11 protein-coding genes are annotated in these 16,010 nt (G+C 36.5%); 4 read left to right on the top strand and 7 right to left on the bottom strand.

All coding sequences use genetic code 11. The features are described 5' to 3' along the window. Positions 1–6 precede the first annotated feature (6 nt). From ACHZAX_RS19000 to ACHZAX_RS18990, 3 genes are read right to left on the bottom strand one after another with little or no spacing between them, the layout of a single operon-like run. Positions 7–1,242 (bottom strand): CDP-glycerol glycerophosphotransferase family protein, encoded by a 1,236-nt coding sequence (locus tag ACHZAX_RS19000; protein ID WP_320020190.1) that lies wholly within the window; start codon positions 1,240–1,242, stop codon positions 7–9. Further along, positions 1,242–2,465, bottom strand: a complete 1,224-nt coding sequence (locus ACHZAX_RS18995; RefSeq protein ID WP_320020189.1) for a CDP-glycerol glycerophosphotransferase family protein — start codon at positions 2,463–2,465, stop codon at positions 1,242–1,244. Before ACHZAX_RS18995 ends, ACHZAX_RS19000 begins: the two co-directional genes overlap by 1 nt. A gap of 1 nt (position 2,466) precedes the next feature. Continuing rightward, entirely contained in the window at positions 2,467–5,079 is a 2,613-nt protein-coding gene (locus ACHZAX_RS18990; protein ID WP_320020188.1) for a YfhO family protein, read from the bottom strand. 433 nt (positions 5,080–5,512) lie between these two features. Between ACHZAX_RS18990 and ACHZAX_RS18985 the strand changes: the two genes are divergently transcribed. Next, entirely contained in the window at positions 5,513–6,085 is a 573-nt protein-coding gene (locus tag ACHZAX_RS18985; RefSeq protein ID WP_394698294.1) for a hypothetical protein, read from the top strand. Between the two features lie 10 nt (positions 6,086–6,095). After that, a complete protein-coding gene (locus ACHZAX_RS18980) occupies positions 6,096–6,902 on the top strand; it encodes a hypothetical protein (protein ID WP_320020186.1) in 807 nt (268 codons plus the stop codon). Positions 6,903–7,080: 178 nt separating this feature from the next. On the opposite strand, the gene ACHZAX_RS18975 is transcribed toward ACHZAX_RS18980, so the two are convergent. Together ACHZAX_RS18975 and ACHZAX_RS18970 are read right to left on the bottom strand one after the other, a co-directional pair. Then, positions 7,081–8,634, bottom strand: coding sequence for a glycine--tRNA ligase (locus ACHZAX_RS18975; protein WP_320020185.1), 1,554 nt, complete (start codon positions 8,632–8,634; stop codon positions 7,081–7,083). A 216-nt stretch (positions 8,635–8,850) separates the two neighbouring features. After that, entirely contained in the window at positions 8,851–9,099 is a 249-nt protein-coding gene (locus ACHZAX_RS18970) for a DUF4834 family protein (RefSeq protein ID WP_101309736.1), read from the bottom strand. Positions 9,100–9,415: 316 nt separating this feature from the next. Here ACHZAX_RS18970 and ACHZAX_RS18965 point away from each other — a divergent pair, with 316 nt between their 5' ends. Then, positions 9,416–10,426 (top strand): hypothetical protein, encoded by a 1,011-nt coding sequence (locus tag ACHZAX_RS18965; protein ID WP_320020184.1) that lies wholly within the window; start codon positions 9,416–9,418, stop codon positions 10,424–10,426. Positions 10,427–11,419: 993 nt separating this feature from the next. Then, entirely contained in the window at positions 11,420–11,860 is a 441-nt protein-coding gene (locus tag ACHZAX_RS18960) for a hypothetical protein (protein WP_320020182.1), read from the top strand. A 960-nt stretch (positions 11,861–12,820) separates the two neighbouring features. On the opposite strand, the gene ACHZAX_RS18955 is transcribed toward ACHZAX_RS18960, so the two are convergent. Next, a complete protein-coding gene (locus ACHZAX_RS18955; RefSeq protein WP_320020181.1) occupies positions 12,821–14,293 on the bottom strand; it encodes a DUF5723 family protein in 1,473 nt (490 codons plus the stop codon). A gap of 18 nt (positions 14,294–14,311) precedes the next feature. Further along, positions 14,312–15,985, bottom strand: coding sequence for a hypothetical protein (locus ACHZAX_RS18950; RefSeq protein WP_320020180.1), 1,674 nt, complete (start codon positions 15,983–15,985; stop codon positions 14,312–14,314). Positions 15,986–16,010: the final 25 nt, after the last annotated feature.

The following is a 16,010-nucleotide window of genomic DNA, read 5'->3' as shown; positions in this document are numbered from 1 at the left end:
TTTGCTTTATTGATTCCTGCGAAGATAATGTTCCTGAATGAAATTAAAAATTCTTTGAGAACTGTTATCATCTGTATTTAAATATGATTTGCCGATAATTTGGGTTCTAGCCTCAACAAAATCGTCATTTTCAGTAAATGTACTGAGTAAATCCTGTTCCAGTTTTTCTTGAGTAGTAGAAATAAGTCCAATAATAAAATCGTTGAAGAAGGAATGTAATTCACGATCTTTGGTTTCGTACTTTTCGCGGTCATACAGCAGGAAAAACACTGGCCTGTTCAGTAAAATATAATCCATGTAAATGGAAGAGTAATCACTCACCATACCATCAATTTCAGGAAGAAGAGGATATACGTCTTTCACATTATCGTACCAAAGAATGCGTTCGAATTCGTTGCTTATAGACTGATATTGTGGCAGTGGATGCAGTTTAAAAATAAATACAAAATCATTTTTAATGGCGAATTCATTCAATTTCTGAAGGTCAAGAATTCCATCGGAAATACCATCCCCTCCGGTATCCCGAAAGGTTGGTGCATACAAGATTGATTTGATTCCTTTTTTACGCAATTCAATTACTTTTCGAATGGTTTTTTCATCCGAGTTGATTAATACATTCTTATATTTTTTTGGATTTACAATGATGTCGTTACGCGGATATCCCGTATCAATAAAGTGGTCTGAAATAAATGCCGGCTTAAAAAAATACTCAGTAAAGAATTCCCCAGTTGAGATAAGTGCATCATAAACAGGTAGTTTTCCTACAAAATTCAAAATAAATCTGCGGTAGAGTGAGCTGGTTTCCTGAATAAAGAATTTGTTGTCGCGCTGAATCTTTTTGAAGCCTATTCCGTGCCAGATTTGAACAATTTTTGCCCGCCAGAATAACTGAAACCGGCAATTGTCCATCCACGAAAAATTATCAACTACAAAAACCTTACATCTCAACGAAATCCAATAGGCCTTGGCTGATGGGTAGTACAATATGTTGCTGTATTGATGTTTGAGTGATTCATAGGTCTCTTTATTTGCGGTCAGGAAATAGAATTCCTGATCTCCTTCCTTTTCCGATATGTAGAGGAAAAAGAACTTTACATTATCAATAAAAAAACCATCTTTTGCTCCCATAAGCACTATCAGATTCCTTTTTTTTGGAATAAGGTAGGTGATTGGAACAATAAATATCCAGCCCAATAAGGTGGTAATGAAGATGATTGGTTTGGAGTATTTGTTGAGATTCATTAATTCAATTTTTTAATTTCCTGAAACACTCTCTCGCAACTCTCTGTATCCTGATAAGTGTGATACATATCCCTGATTTTTTTGCGCCACTTGGCATGAGTTTGAGGCTGTTCGAAATAGCGTTGTAAATGCGTTATAAATTCTTTTTGGGTGCTTGACTTTGCTCCAGGAGTATTCTCATCGAAATCGATAAAAAAGCCTTTGTATTGCTTGTATTCGTCTAAATCGTATGGCAAATAAATAATTGGCCGATCCAAAAGCAGGTAGTCAATCCAAAGTGATGAATAATCGGTTACCAAAACATCTACGTAAGGCAATAACTCATACACATCGGGGAATCGATCCTGATCAGCTTTTAGTACTCTGTCAATAGAAAAGAAATCATGAGTTTTTTCAACAGACTTTCGTTTAATATCCTCTTTGTGCCCTCGAACCAGAATGTAGGCGTCTTCCTTTTCCAGAAAATGAGAAAGCCGTTTTGCATCAAAATCCCCGAAAGGGAAAAAGTGAGTTTTGTAACCTTCTTCGCGCCAGGTTGGAGCGTATAGAATAATTTTACGGTCGAGAAATGGATTTGCAACCAATAAAGACGGACTTAGATTGATATCCTGAAGCAAATAATCGTTACGGGGCAAGCCACTCACCCAAACATTGTTCATGTCAATATTAAATCCTGCGGCATGAATAATTTGTTCCAAAGGAGAACAGCCTGCCATATAGCTGTATTTTTGCAATTGCTTGTGTTTGGCATATCTGCGCCAGGGAGGGGTTTGCAAGGCCATTTTTTTCATTGGCGTACCATGTCCTAGATAGATGATGTTTTTGCATTTTTCGTGCAGGTAGTATGGCTTGAAAGCGGCTGCACTAATTCCGTATGAAAGAATGACATGTCTGGTTCTTAAAAAGAGGAAAAAGCCTTTTAACGACCAAGAATAAACTACCTCGCCAGAAAATTTGGTGTTTAATTCACGGTACAAAGATTTGTAAGGCGTGAACAGAATGCTGTTAAAATCATTTTTTTCGCGCATGTACTCAAACAGGTACTTCGAATTGTCGAAATATACCTTTTCAGTCAAAAAGAAGAGCGCAATCCGCTTATCTTTTGGTACCAATTTTTCCAATAGAAAATAAAACCGACGCATTAAAAACAGGACAATATGCAGAAAAACAATTTTCTGCATGAAGTTGACAAACTGTTGGGTTCGTGTATACTTGCTTCTCATTTTAAATTGTCTCTTTTCGGATATTTTTAATTCCAAATACAATTCCTCCCGCTAGCAAAAGAAAGAATAAAACCATGCTGGCAACAGAAATACCTTCTGTTATGGCCATTGCTTTTGGCTCAAATTTAAATACAATTTGGTGTTTTCCTCCTGGAACTTTCATAGCCCGTAATATGTAGTTGGCTCTAAAGTGCGGAGCAAGTTTCCCATCAACATAAGCATTCCAGCCCGGCTGGTAATAAATATCTGAGAAAACCACCAATTGATCGCTTTTAGCCTGGAACAGATAAGTGATTTTGTTGGGAGCATAGGTTTCCATTGAAATACTTGCGGAAGAATCTGCTTGACTTGTAAATCCATGCAGTTGAGGAGCAAAGCGCTTGTCAACTAAAGCCTCTTTTGCAGGATCGAAGGTATTTAAAGCCATGATTTCTTCATCGGCATTGGCAACAATTTTGTAGTTGGGAACAATCCATGCTTCTCCCAAGGCATCAGGATTTAATTGCGCCTGATTTCCTTTCTCTTTATCGGGTGTGATGATGTATTTGGTATTTAGCATGTTGATCACCTTCATGTTGTTTTTTGTGATGTGATGATCAATCAACTCTTGGTAACGTCGTAATTTGGCTCCATGATAACCTCCAATTGATTTGTGGTAGTAGGAAGTACTTGCGTTTTGCCAGGTTTGAACAGAGGTGTTTAAAACCCTGTAATTGCTGTGCTGATTAAGAACGGTGAAAGGGACAATAGCCAATTCGAGTTTGCTTGCTTTACGGTTCTCTTTTTTGTATTCATCCTGAGCTTTTTGAGCCAATGCGTGCAGTTTCGGTCGGGCCGAAAACTCAGATTGCAGAATCTCAAAATCGGCTTGAGTAGGATTGAATGCAATTTTCAGTTCTTTTTTAGGAACAAAGCTGTCTGCATTTAAAAAGCGTTTGTTAACCGGCCATAAATCTACCAGAATCAAAACAACTATACAGGCAATTAAAATATTAGCCTGAAACCATTTTTTACCATATCCGAAAAGGAGAACAGCAATTAAAGCAACAAAAAGAATGGTTCGCAATGCATCGGCTCTAAACATAGAAACTCTGGCATTAAAAATGTCCGATTGAATTTGATTGATGTAAGTAACCGCATTTGGGTTTCCTGACTTTATCTGGGCAAAATAACTTGTTTCAGCCTGAGTAATAAAATCAAGAAAAAGATTTGGAAGCAAATACAAAAGCAATGAAATTCCGGCAGTTAGGAGTAATGGCAAAACCAATACGTTTGACTTCACAGAAAATAATTTTACTTTTTTCTGAAGGACTTCTGGTTCATCCAATACTTTTTTAACGGCTAAAATTGCCAAAATTGGAACGCACAACTCAACAACAACCAGAATGGACGAAACCACTCTAAATTTGTTGTACAGAGGAAAGTAATCTAAAAACAGATCGGTAAGGAATTGGAAATTATGTCCCCACGACAGCATAATGGCTAAAATAGTGGCGGTTAAGAGTCCCCATTTAAAACGTCCGGGAACAATAATCAATCCTAAAAAGAATAAGAACAGAATAACTGCACCAACATATACAGGGCCGGCTGTAAAAGGCTGATTTCCCCAGTAGTGGTGATCTTTTATTGGTTCAATATCGTAGTATTTGGCTACATTTTCAATTTGTCCCCCGCTTAGGTAGCTCACCAGCTGAGTTGCTTCCTGAGGAGAGCCGGCACCACCTTTTGCATTTGGAATCAGCAAGGTTAAAGTTTCCTGAACACCATAACTCCACTGAGTGGCGTAATCCTTATCCAAACCATTGGTTTTATTGTCTTTATTGCCTAATGTCAGTTCCGATTTTCCACGAATGGTTTGTTTGCCGTATTGGTATGAATTGAAAAGATTGGAACTGTTTACGCCAACAGCCAGAATGGATGCAATGGCTAAAACACCAATGGCAGTAAAAAACTGCTTTAGCTCTTTTTGTTTCCAGCGATAATAAAATTCAAAGGCAACAATACAAAGAACCGTAATCAGAAAATAGTAGGTCATTTGTATGTGATTGGAATACAATTCGAGTATCAGAAAGAAGGAGGCGAGTAACCCGCCTAATATGTATTTGCCTCGTAATGTGAGTAATATCCCGGCAAGGGCAGGTGGAATAAAAGCCAAAGCATTTACTTTCCAGAGATGGCCGGCACCAATAATTATAATGAAATAGGTTGAAAAAGCATAGGCAATGGCACCTCCGATGGAGAGCCAGGGATTTACCCGCAGAGATAGAAGCAGAATATAGAATCCAATCAAATAGATCATTAGGTATCGTACCGGACTTGGAGTGTGCAATTCCATTGCTTCTTTAAAGAATTGCATGAACTGTGATTTGTATTCAACGGTAATCTGATAGGCCGGCATTCCTCCAAACATCGAGTTAGTCCACAAAGGATCTTCCCCGGTGGATTTTCTAAAATCAGAGATTTCCTTTTTGTAGCCAAGAGCATTTATGGTATCTCCTTTTCTTAGCTGTTTTCCATCCAGTACAGGCTGGAAAAATGCAAATCCAATAATTAAGAAAATGATGATGGCTGATAAATGGGGAATAAGGGACTTGATAATCGACTTGAAGCTCATGGTAATTATGAATTAGGAGTTATGAATTAGGAGTGAATCAATTCATAATTCATATTTTTTAATTTTAATTATTTAATTCCGCCCCTAAAATACAAAAAGCACGGAATATTTTGCTCCGTGCTTCACTTAATATTTTTCAATTGTTTCCTCAACAAAGAGAAAAGCAATTTGGACTTGGATAGGTATTTTATTTATTAACAGAATTGATTTTAAAAGGTTGTTTAAAACAATAGTGCAGTCTCATCTAAAGTCTAACAATCTATTGTTAAAAAATCTCTAAGGTAATCGTAAGTATTGTGATTTGTTTTGTATAATAATTTAGAAATTGTTTAATCGACCATGTCGTATTTTATATGTTTTTTTAGTATATTTCAATAATATTTTATGTTGTATGTTATTGACATGGTATTAATCTAAACCAAATTATTAAAACATGAAAATGAGAAGTTTACTGGTAGTTATCACTTTGCTTTACGGATTAAGTGTCTCGTGCAGTGGTGGTGATAATGAACCTTATGGTCCGGAATATGAGGTGGATGGGGTTGAGCTGTCTTTGAGGAATGATTATCACTATAGAAATAGTGGCGATACGGTTTCAGCTGACAAATTTGTTATAATGATGAAACTGAAATCCGACAATAAGTATGCTCAGGATTATGGACTTAATCCGCAAATGGTAAGTGAAATTACTGATATAAAGGTTAGTGTACTTAGTGACGGATTGTATGCCGGGATTGCAAAAAATGATGATGTAAGCAGGTTTTTTTTGATGGATGATGGAGAACATTATTATACTGAAGATTTATATCAAACAATAGCACAATATGTTGAAGCAGGTGTTACAAAATCTTCTGAACCATATTTGTATTTTACCAATCAGACTGAATTAGCTCCTAAAGCAGAGGCTTTAATAAGCGATACCATCACGCTTGCTTTTAAGGTTGATTTGACCGTAAAAAACAATAAAACTTTCAGTGATCAACTTCGTGTAACCCTTATCCCATAAATTGATTATCATGCTAAATAAATATAAAAGGATTAGTGCCATGATATTGTTGTTGTTGGTACACACTCTTGTTTCAAGTGCACAGGAAACGGATCTGAAATGGGGTTTAAGCTCTCAGATAAAAATTCAGGAGATTTTACAAAATAATAAAGTAGAAGACATTTATTCATATAATCAGGAATCAGTAACTTTGGGGGTATTTGTTCAATATAAAAATCTGGATGTCAAGTTTGAATTTTTGACTAGGTCAGCATCTGTTGACTTGCGGTATTTTGTGTGGAATAAAGTATTTGTAAGCTTAAAAGGGAGTTGGGATGGACATAACTACGAATTTGATAATGGTGAGAATTATTCTGATTGTTCATATGTTGATGATATTAACGTTTACAGCTACTTGGGTGGATTTGGTTATGAAAAAACGATTTTTGGACGTTTAAAGTGTCAGGGAACAATGCTTGGAGGTGTTATAACTAGTTCTAAGAATACTGAATCAAGTATAATTTTGAGAAGCAATGATTCCAATGTTCGGGCAAGAAAAACAGATACCTATCAGTTAGAACCATCCTTTGTTTATGGTGGCTCAATTGAATTGGAATGGTTGCCTAATCCATCGAAGAACAGACTGCGTCCTATTGCTCCGTTCGCTTCCCTTCAAATTACCGGAACTAACAAAAGCAGGACGTACAGGAAAGTAAGTATTGAGGAATGGGTGGAAGGTAATGTTGTTTATCAGGAGGAGATTAATCCGAATGATCGACTTTATGATTTTGTATATGTGAATGTTAGGATGGGTATAAAGTTATATTTAAAGAAATAGAATTTCTTTGGCGATGTGGTCATATAATGATTTGTTTTAAATAATAAAATGGCCATTCTGTAAAAGAATGGCCATTTTACTATCTATTTAGTTGATTCGTTCCGTTCATCCTGAGTTTGTAATTTACACCTTGCAAATCATCTCATTTCTCAAATCTAAAAGCTCAAATCTCAGTTCTCTATTTCAATTGTTTGAACAATTTTTTCATGCTTACATGATCCTCAACGATAGCAAACAGTTTAGAGATCTCGACACGTTCCTGTTCCATACTGTCGCGATGACGAATGGTAACTGTATTGTCTTCCAACGACTGATGGTCAACAGTTACACAGAAAGGAGTACCAATGGCATCCTGACGGCGGTAACGCTTACCAATTGAATCTTTTTCGTCGTACTGGCAGTTGAAATCGAATTTCAGATCGTTGATAATTGCACGGGCTTTATCCGGAAGGCCGTCTTTTTTCACCAAAGGCATCACACAAAGCTTAACCGGAGCCAAAGCAAGAGGCAATTTAAGTACCACACGCTCGTCAACCTTACCATCTTCTTTTTCAATTTTTTCTTCGATGTATGCTTCCGACATAATCTGCAGGAACATACGGTCAACTCCAATCGAAGTCTCAACCACGTAAGGAACATAGCTTTTGTTCAACTCAGGATCGAAATACTGAATTTTCTTACCTGAATATTCCTGATGCTGACTTAAATCGAAATCGGTACGGGAGTGAATTCCCTCTACCTCTTTAAATCCGAATGGAAATTTAAATTCAACATCGGTAGCTGCATTGGCATAGTGAGCCAATTTATCGTGATCGTGGAAACGGTATTTCTCTTCACCAAAACCAAGAGCCTTGTGCCAGCTCATTCGGGTTGTTTTCCAGGCATCGAACCATTTCATTTCCTCACCCGGACGAACAAAGAACTGAAGCTCCATTTGTTCGAATTCACGCATACGGAAAATAAACTGACGGGCAACAATCTCGTTACGGAATGCTTTACCAATTTGGGCAATTCCGAAAGGAATCTTCATACGACCGGTTTTCTGAACGTTTAGGTAGTTCACGAAAATACCCTGTGCAGTTTCCGGACGAAGGTAAATTTTACTGCTTCCGTCGGCGGTAGAACCCATATCGGTCGAGAACATTAGGTTGAACTGACGAACATCAGTCCAGTTTTTTGATCCCGAAATCGGACAAACAATTTCATTGTCAATAATGATCTGTTTCAATTCATCCAAGTCATTCTTATCCAAAGCCTCAACAAAACGGGCATGCACAGCATCCATTTTTTCTTTGTTTGCTAATACCCGCGGGTTGGTTGCACGAAATTGAGCTTCGTCGAAACTTTCACCAAATTTCTTCTTAGCCTTCTCAACTTCCTTGTCCATTTTGCCTTCGAATTTGGCCAGCAAATCCTCAATTAAAACATCAGCTCTGTAACGTTTCTTCGAATCTTTATTGTCAATCAACGGATCGTTAAAAGCATCAACGTGGCCCGAAGCTTTCCAAATAGTAGGATGCATAAAAATAGCCGAATCAATACCCACTACATTTTCGTGCAGTTTCACCATTGAATCCCACCAGTATTTTTTAATATTGTTTTTCAATTCAACACCCAGCTGCGCATAGTCATATACGGCACTCAATCCATCATAAATTTCCGATGATTGAAACACGAATCCGTATTCTTTACAATGAGCTACCAGTTTTTTGAAAACATCTTCCTGAGCCATAAATCTTATATTTTGAGGTTAATTTTTTAAGCTATTAGCTTTTAGCCATTGGCTGTTAGCATTGTATAATTTCCAAACGGAAAGGCAAAAATACGATTCAATGGATTTACATCCAATTAATTTATAGCGTTTTTATAGATATTTTGAATAATAAATTTAGGTGAGTGTAATGTTAAAAAGCTAAAGGCCAACTACCAATAGCTATTCGCTTACGATTTAATCATCCACTTCTTCGAAATCAACATAGTCGCCCACATCTTTTTTGTGTGGATCGCCTGTTTTGCCCGATGGTTTATCAATGGTTACTTCACCTTCTTTTCTTGTTTGCTGCTGCTGTTGCTGCTTGGCTTGTTCCTGCATTTTATCGAAGGTTTTCTTCACTAAAAACGGGAATATTGCCTTCAAAATCCACTTTAATATGTAGTAGATCCCAACAGCTATGATTATAAATCTAATAAATGCCATATTCTTTTGTTTTGAAAGGCAAATATAAGCATTTCATTTTTTTTTTTGATGTTCTTCGGCATTTGCTTTTGGGCGTTCCCTGCGGGCGGGCTTTTCGCTGCAACTCCTCGCTCATTTTTCGCTGTGGGGTTTCCACTGCAATCCCTAACGCAAGGTGAAATTTTGTTAATCACAATTTGAATTGGTAAAATCTATATAATCTAATATTAACTATTTTGATTAGTGATATTGTTTTCATAAATTTGATCTCTATAATTTATTTTATGATTTTAGCAGAGGTCATAAAAACAGGATGACTTAAAATTAATTCATAGCCATGGATAACAAACTTTACAATACCATACAAGAGCTTGGCCGGAGCATACAATTTACCCAGGAAGCTGCCAAAAGGCAGTGCACCAGCTCCAGTGTAAACCCGCAAAATGCATTTCAGTCGGAGCTCAATTATAAAATGCAGCAGTATGTGCACAATATGCATACCTACCTAAATATCGATCGGGTATTGGGTTTTCCCATTCAACCTATGAACTATAGTAGTGAAACGCGTGTTTCTGAGCGAGGTGTAAGCATTCGGGTGGCCATTCATCATTATCCTCCGGTAAAACCGATGATTATTGAAGCTCCTGAAATGATCTTGGAATTACGTGCGATAGTAGACAAAGATGGGCAAATGAGGTATCATTTTACGAATTACTTTGCCAATCCAGAAAATTTTAAAGCATTGGGTAAAAACTTACCCGAGGGGTCATGTCTTGTTTTAAATGAAAATGGATCGTTAAGTGTGGAATATATAGAAGAGCCATTTCTGAAATCTTCAGAGGGAAGTTTCTTTTCAGTAACTGGTGAGGATGCATCTAGTGGAGGGATAACAGGCGGAGATATCTTAGGTGGAGCTTTAACAACGGAAGGTGCATACAGTACATTATTGCATAATCATACTACATATGCAACAACCAATGGTTTGACAAAGAATATCTATAAGGCAAATGGACGGATTAGATCAGCTAGAGCACGAGGCTATGCAAATGTATCAAAAACGTTGAAACGTGTTGGGACTGCAGGAAGTGTTGTAACTACAGGAATGGCTTATTATGATATTGCAAAAGGGAATCAACAACCGATCACTTATGTTGATGCAGGTGTTGGTACGGCAGGTTTAATGACTACTATAGCTTCTTATTATTCTGGAGCAGAAATACCTTATGTAGGAGAATTTATCGCTCTTTATGGAACACTCAGATTAACTTGGGATGTATCTTTTAATTTGGGTATAAATTATGGTCCGAGTACTTGGTATGGTGATAATGATTATAAATGGTTTGAGTAAAAACTTATGAGGAATATTTATTATTTAATTTGGTCTGATGCAATTTTAAGTTTTAAAAAGTATCATCCTAAAAGGGAAGACTGGAAAATGGCTATCTTTTTTTTTAATACATGGATAAACGCATTAAATCTATGGATTCTGTTTATATGGTTAAAATACTTTAACTTACTAAATGTTCCTCTGATAAGAGTAGAGCTATTTCCAGGTGATATGTTGGATAAATTTGTGTCCTTTTCACTCGTATTTGCGTTCCCTTTTGGACTACTCAATTACTTTCTTATTTTCTATAAGGATAGATATAAACTCATACTTATAAAGTATCCTAAACCTCCGAAAAAATGTGCATTTATTTATTCAACAGGAATTGCATTAGGAGCTTTTGTTACTGCAATTTTATATGGGATACTTACTTGAAAAATAGAATAAAAACTTGGCATGTTTTTATTTTGCCTGTATTGTTTATTATTCTCACCCTATTAATGGTGATAATTGAGAAATTGTTTTGAATAATATTAGCATGAAGGATTTGTACAGATACATATTTACAAAAGCATACTTTTTTTGCATTACCATTTTTAAGGAAAAGGAATTTCCGCAATATTTTGCAACAGGGATGCTTACATTTGCTATCACCGCTAATTTTTACATTCTATTATCTCTGATTGAGTATTTAATGTTGCCAATTAGGTTTAATTATTACGGAGAGTACTATAAGTATTTTGCACTTGTAATTTTTGCGATAGCACTGTTGTACGTTAATAATAAAAAAAGATACCTGGTAATTATAAAATCCTGTAAAGAACTTCCGAATAAGAGAAAGAAGAAACTAAAAGTTTACAGTATCATCTATCTACTCTTCTTATTTGTATCCTTTTTCCTTTTGGGAGCGTTAATAAGGGAATATAATATTGTCCATCCCAAAATAGTATGAGTTTATAAGTTGTGATTTGCTATGCAATTGTACCAAATAAATATTAAAATATCGATCGGGTATTGGGTTTTCCCATTCAGCCAATAAGTTATAGCTGCGAGAGCGAAGTTTCTGATTGGGGTGTAAAGGTTCGACTGGCCATTCATCATTATCCTCCCGTAAAACCCATGATTATTGAAGCACCCGAAATGATTTTGGAATTACGCGCGATAGTAGACAAAGATGGGCAAATGAGGTATCATTTTACGAATTACTTTGCCAATCCAGAAAATTTTAAAGCATTGGGTAAAAACTTACCCGAGGGGTCATGTCTTGTTTTAAATGAAAATGGATCGTTAAGTGTGGAATATATAGAAGAGCCATTTCTGAAATCTTCAGAGGGAAGTTTCTTTTCAGTAACTGGTGAGGATGCATCTAGTGGAGGGATAACAGGCGGAGATATCTTAGGTGGAGCTTTAACAACGGAAGGTGCATACAGTACATTGTTGGGATGTATCTTTTAATTTGGGCATACATTATGGTCCGAGTACTTGGTATGGTGATAATGATAATAAATGGTTTGAGTAAAATTTTATGAGGAATATTTATTATATGATATGGTCTGATGCAATTATAAGTTTTAAAAAGCATCAGCCAGATAGGACGAATTGGAAATTTACTTTGTTTGTATACATTACTTGGATGCACGCATTAAATTGGTGGATAATCTTTATTTGGTTAAAATATTTTGACTTACTGAATATTCCACTTATAACAATAAATATTTTTATAAGTGATATGATAAATAAATTTATTGCATTTTCTATCATGTTTGCATTGCCTTTTGGTGTTTTGAATTATTTCTTGGTATTCTATAATAATCGATACGAGAAAATAATCCAGAAGTATAGAGATGTTAAATTAAGGTACGCTCCTATTTATTCATTTACAATTGCGATTTTAGCGTTTGTTACTGCAATCTTATATGGGATACTTACTTAAAAAATATAATGATTGTTTTATTGCAAAGTGTAAAATCTACAATAGAAAAAGATTGCAGAATCCGTAAGCAACTGCAAGTTTATTTTTCTTTTAGGAGCACTACTTCGAGAATACTATATTAACCATCCTAGATAGGATAAGTTTACAAGTGATGCAATTATACCGAATAAACACTAAAAATCTGTCAAGCTATTTCAGGAGAAGACACATCCTTGCTCTATTATTGCTTTTCTGCGGTAAAAAAGTTCGTTCTGCAGGCAAATCATTCTATTCTGTGGTGTTTTTGTCAGTTCTGCGGATCAATTAATACATCCTGCGGGGAAATTGTCCTTCCTGCGGAATTTCATCTCTTCCTGCGACAAAATCATCTAGCCTGCGCGCGGGTTTCAGAGTTGTTAACAAAAAAAAAGACTGCCCCGCAAGGCAGTCTCGAATTCAAATTGATGTAAACTCTCCGTAATGGAGTAAAAAAATCGTTTTATTTATTTGTACAATGGCTTCTTCTTGTTTTTAACTTCATCCTCGAAAGAGCAGGAATCTTTTTTCTTTGTTTTGTCCTTACAGCCAAACAAAAAGTTAACTCCGAAACGAATGTTTGCCAGGTGAGCTGTGTTTGGTTTAATGGCTGCCATTACATTGTCACTAACCACATAAAACTGTGTTGGACCCAATTTGGCGGCCAATCCAAAACCAAGGTTGTTGTACGAATGGTTTACCACCGAGTAACTCAATGTAGTACTAAGATTTCTGAAAAAACGTGCGTTGGCCGAAAAGGTTAATGACGATTGAATTTTACCGTTAAAAATTTCGGTTCTGCTTAATGCTCCTACGTTTACCCTTTTGTTAAGGTCGTGTGTTCCGCCTAAATATATTTTGGCAGGCAGTCCAACTTTGTATGAATCTATTCCGTTTGTTACGCGAAATTCGTCAACAATTGAGTCTGTTAAATCATCAAATACATCTTCAATTTCTTTGTAGTTTGGGTCTTTTGAATTTCCCGATTGCGACCAATCGGCTCCCGTCCAGGTAAACGAACCATTTTGGTAGAATTCATGACCATCTGTTTTCCAGTTAATCGATCCTATATCCAATATACTGGCATATAAGCGGGTTTTTTCATCCATTTGGTAAGTCATACCCAAATCAACGGCAAAACCTTTATTATCGGTGTTTGCGAAGAAATCTGCATCGTAATTATCACCATCTATGTCAATGTCGTTCACATATCCGTCAGCATCCAAACCGATTTGATTAATTGGCATGGAAACTCGAAGACGGTGTTCCGAATTTAAAACAATTTCGTTACCGGAAGCAGAGGTGAATACAGACATGTCGGAATCTTCCATGTGCATGTTGGCTATACCAAACAGCATTTTTCCTTTGATACCAACCGTCCATTTGTCGTTTATTTTTTTCGATACACCAAGGGCAACTTCGTGATAGTAACTTGCATCCAATCCCAGTCCGCCCCAATTTGCAGTTTTTCCTCTGTATGAGGCGTTGCCGTCTTTCAAAAATGTCACCATTTCCTGATCGAAACTGAAACGGGAATCTTCCTTTTCAATCACATCCAGAGTGAAAAAGTAATCTTTTGCGCGTATTCCAAGAGCAAAAAGAGTCAGTTCAAATTGCTGCGACACAAAATTGGTTGTTTGCAATGCATCGTGAAAGCTATTGATATCAACAACTAAAGAATCTTTTCTGATTCCTGTACCATCTTTAATAATATCGCTGTAAGCAAAGCTGCTGTTGCTGTAATTCAGATAAATTGAACTCAGCGCCGGAAAGCCAACGAAGACTTTGCATTCGGGTTGAATGGCCGGATTCAACTGATTTGACTGAGGAACATTTTGCATTAAATACAAAGTGTTGTTCATTTTTTGGGCTGAAGCCGAAACAGATAAAAACAGGAATATCAATCCTGCTAAAGATGTTTTGTATATAAATTTAATCATAGCGGAGTGTCTGGGGACTTAGTTATTAAGATCGATTTGAGCCTGAACAGATAAGGTGAATTTGAGTTCGTAGTCCCCCTTAAGTTTTACAGGAACGCCATCATTTTCTGTACTTACGCCAGCGTTTATAATTAGATTTTTGGTTTGGTTCAGGTTTTTTATCTGACTTTGGTTTAATTGTATTTGATGCTCCACCTCTTTTACCGAGTCAGGATCAACTTCACCGATATTGGCACCAGATGTAAATACGCTTGCCGCCTCAATTACTTGATTGTCTGAAATGGAATCAATTACATGGTAAGCCGCATCAGTAAAGTAAATTTTATCGATTGTTACGTCGAGCGGATAACCGTTTTCAGTAACGATAACCACGGCTGCATTCATAATTTTATCTGCATCGCTAATGTCAATGTCGTTTACTGTATCTCTAAGCATCAAATTTGTAGCTGTAAAATCCAAAGGAACATCAATTTCAATATCTACATTAATAGCAGAACTGTTGCTGATGATGTTTGGAGTTGTTGGTGTTGGAGCAACGGCTCCAGCTGGGTTTAAAGCAATATTTCCAAAATATTCCAGTCTGTCTGATGGTGGTAAGGCCATTAAGGATTTTATGTTGGAATTGATTGTGTCGTAGGTTATTGTTTCTGATATTGCATCGATCGTTAACGGATTTGTAACAGATACTTTATCGGGATAGGCCGGTTGCAAAGCATTAGGGTTTAATGAGGCCGTAGTTCCATCTGTTGCATAACCGGTAATGTCGGCATTAATTTGGAACGGAACTCCAACAGAGTTTTCCATGACAAGATTAATGCGGGGATCAGCAAATTGGTAATCACCTTCAATGTCATCCCAAAAATCAACATTCATGTCAAAGTTTCCGGCATCAAGAGTAATGATTTGATTTCCAAAATCGCCTTGAGCCAATTGGAAAACGATGTTCTGAACAGTAAGATTAATTCCCAGATCACCAGTACTGCTAATTATATGACTGGCATTGTCTTTAATATCAATATCAAAAGTAATGTCAATATCATTATTGGTAGTGAATGGTGTGTTGAAAGTTAAATTTAGGTTTGCCAGATTTAAGGTTTCAATGTGATCTGTTTCGTATGGAGTTAAGGTATAGGTTTCATTTATTAAATTTCCTCCTGCTGTTCCGTTAGGAATCGAAACAGAAAGTTCTACAGTTGTGTTTAACGGGTTTGATAAAACAAATCGGATATCGGCATTTAAATCCAACTCATAAAGTTTAATGCCAATGTTGCCAGTGTTACCCGTGATGATCTGAATTTGATCTGTTTTTGAATAGGTAAGCAATGGGCTATAAGGAACACCAATACCAAAACTTGATAAAGAATAAGATAGATCTATTGCATCTTGATTGGGAAAGTTCAGGACTTCATCAACATTGTAAGAAAAAATATCTTCTTCCATGTATTTGATGTGAAGCATACCTTCCGCATCAAGAGTAATGGTTTGATCGGCAGGGTTTGCCTCATGCTGATTCAGTAAATACCACAATGAATAGGTTCCGTAACCAACCGGAACGATCATATTGGGTGTCCAGTCTATTTTATCGGAAAGCTTGTCGAAGTCGTAGTCGTCTCCGTTAAAACAGGATTGCGTTGAAATGGCTAAAATGCCGGCAAGCAAGAATAGAATTAGGGATCTAAGTTTTAATATCATAGTTGTTTTATTTTATATGCGTTTA

It is taken from the genome of Labilibaculum manganireducens, from assembly GCF_963665805.2.
GTDB lineage: Bacteria > Bacteroidota > Bacteroidia > Bacteroidales > Marinifilaceae > Labilibaculum > Labilibaculum manganireducens.
The sequence above is the reverse complement of the archived record's forward strand: the minus strand, read 5'-3'. Positions and strand labels throughout refer to the sequence as shown.

Excerpts from the sequence above, each read along its gene's own strand:
- ACHZAX_RS18950 (WP_320020180.1), bottom strand. The coding sequence starts at position 15,985 with ATGATATTAAAACTTAGATCCCTAATTCTATTCTTGCTTGCCGGCATT.
- ACHZAX_RS18995 (WP_320020189.1), bottom strand. The coding sequence starts at position 2,465 with ATGAGAAGCAAGTATACACGAACCCAACAGTTTGTCAACTTCATGCAG.
- ACHZAX_RS19000 (WP_320020190.1), bottom strand. The coding sequence starts at position 1,242 with ATGAATCTCAACAAATACTCCAAACCAATCATCTTCATTACCACCTTA.
- ACHZAX_RS18965 (WP_320020184.1), top strand. The coding sequence starts at position 9,416 with ATGGATAACAAACTTTACAATACCATACAAGAGCTTGGCCGGAGCATA.
- ACHZAX_RS18985 (WP_394698294.1), top strand. The coding sequence starts at position 5,513 with ATGAAAATGAGAAGTTTACTGGTAGTTATCACTTTGCTTTACGGATTA.
- ACHZAX_RS18970 (WP_101309736.1), bottom strand. The coding sequence starts at position 9,099 with ATGGCATTTATTAGATTTATAATCATAGCTGTTGGGATCTACTACATA.
- ACHZAX_RS18975 (WP_320020185.1), bottom strand. The coding sequence starts at position 8,634 with ATGGCTCAGGAAGATGTTTTCAAAAAACTGGTAGCTCATTGTAAAGAA.
- ACHZAX_RS18955 (WP_320020181.1), bottom strand. The coding sequence starts at position 14,293 with ATGATTAAATTTATATACAAAACATCTTTAGCAGGATTGATATTCCTG.
- ACHZAX_RS18980 (WP_320020186.1), top strand. The coding sequence starts at position 6,096 with ATGCTAAATAAATATAAAAGGATTAGTGCCATGATATTGTTGTTGTTG.
- ACHZAX_RS18990 (WP_320020188.1), bottom strand. The coding sequence starts at position 5,079 with ATGAGCTTCAAGTCGATTATCAAGTCCCTTATTCCCCATTTATCAGCC.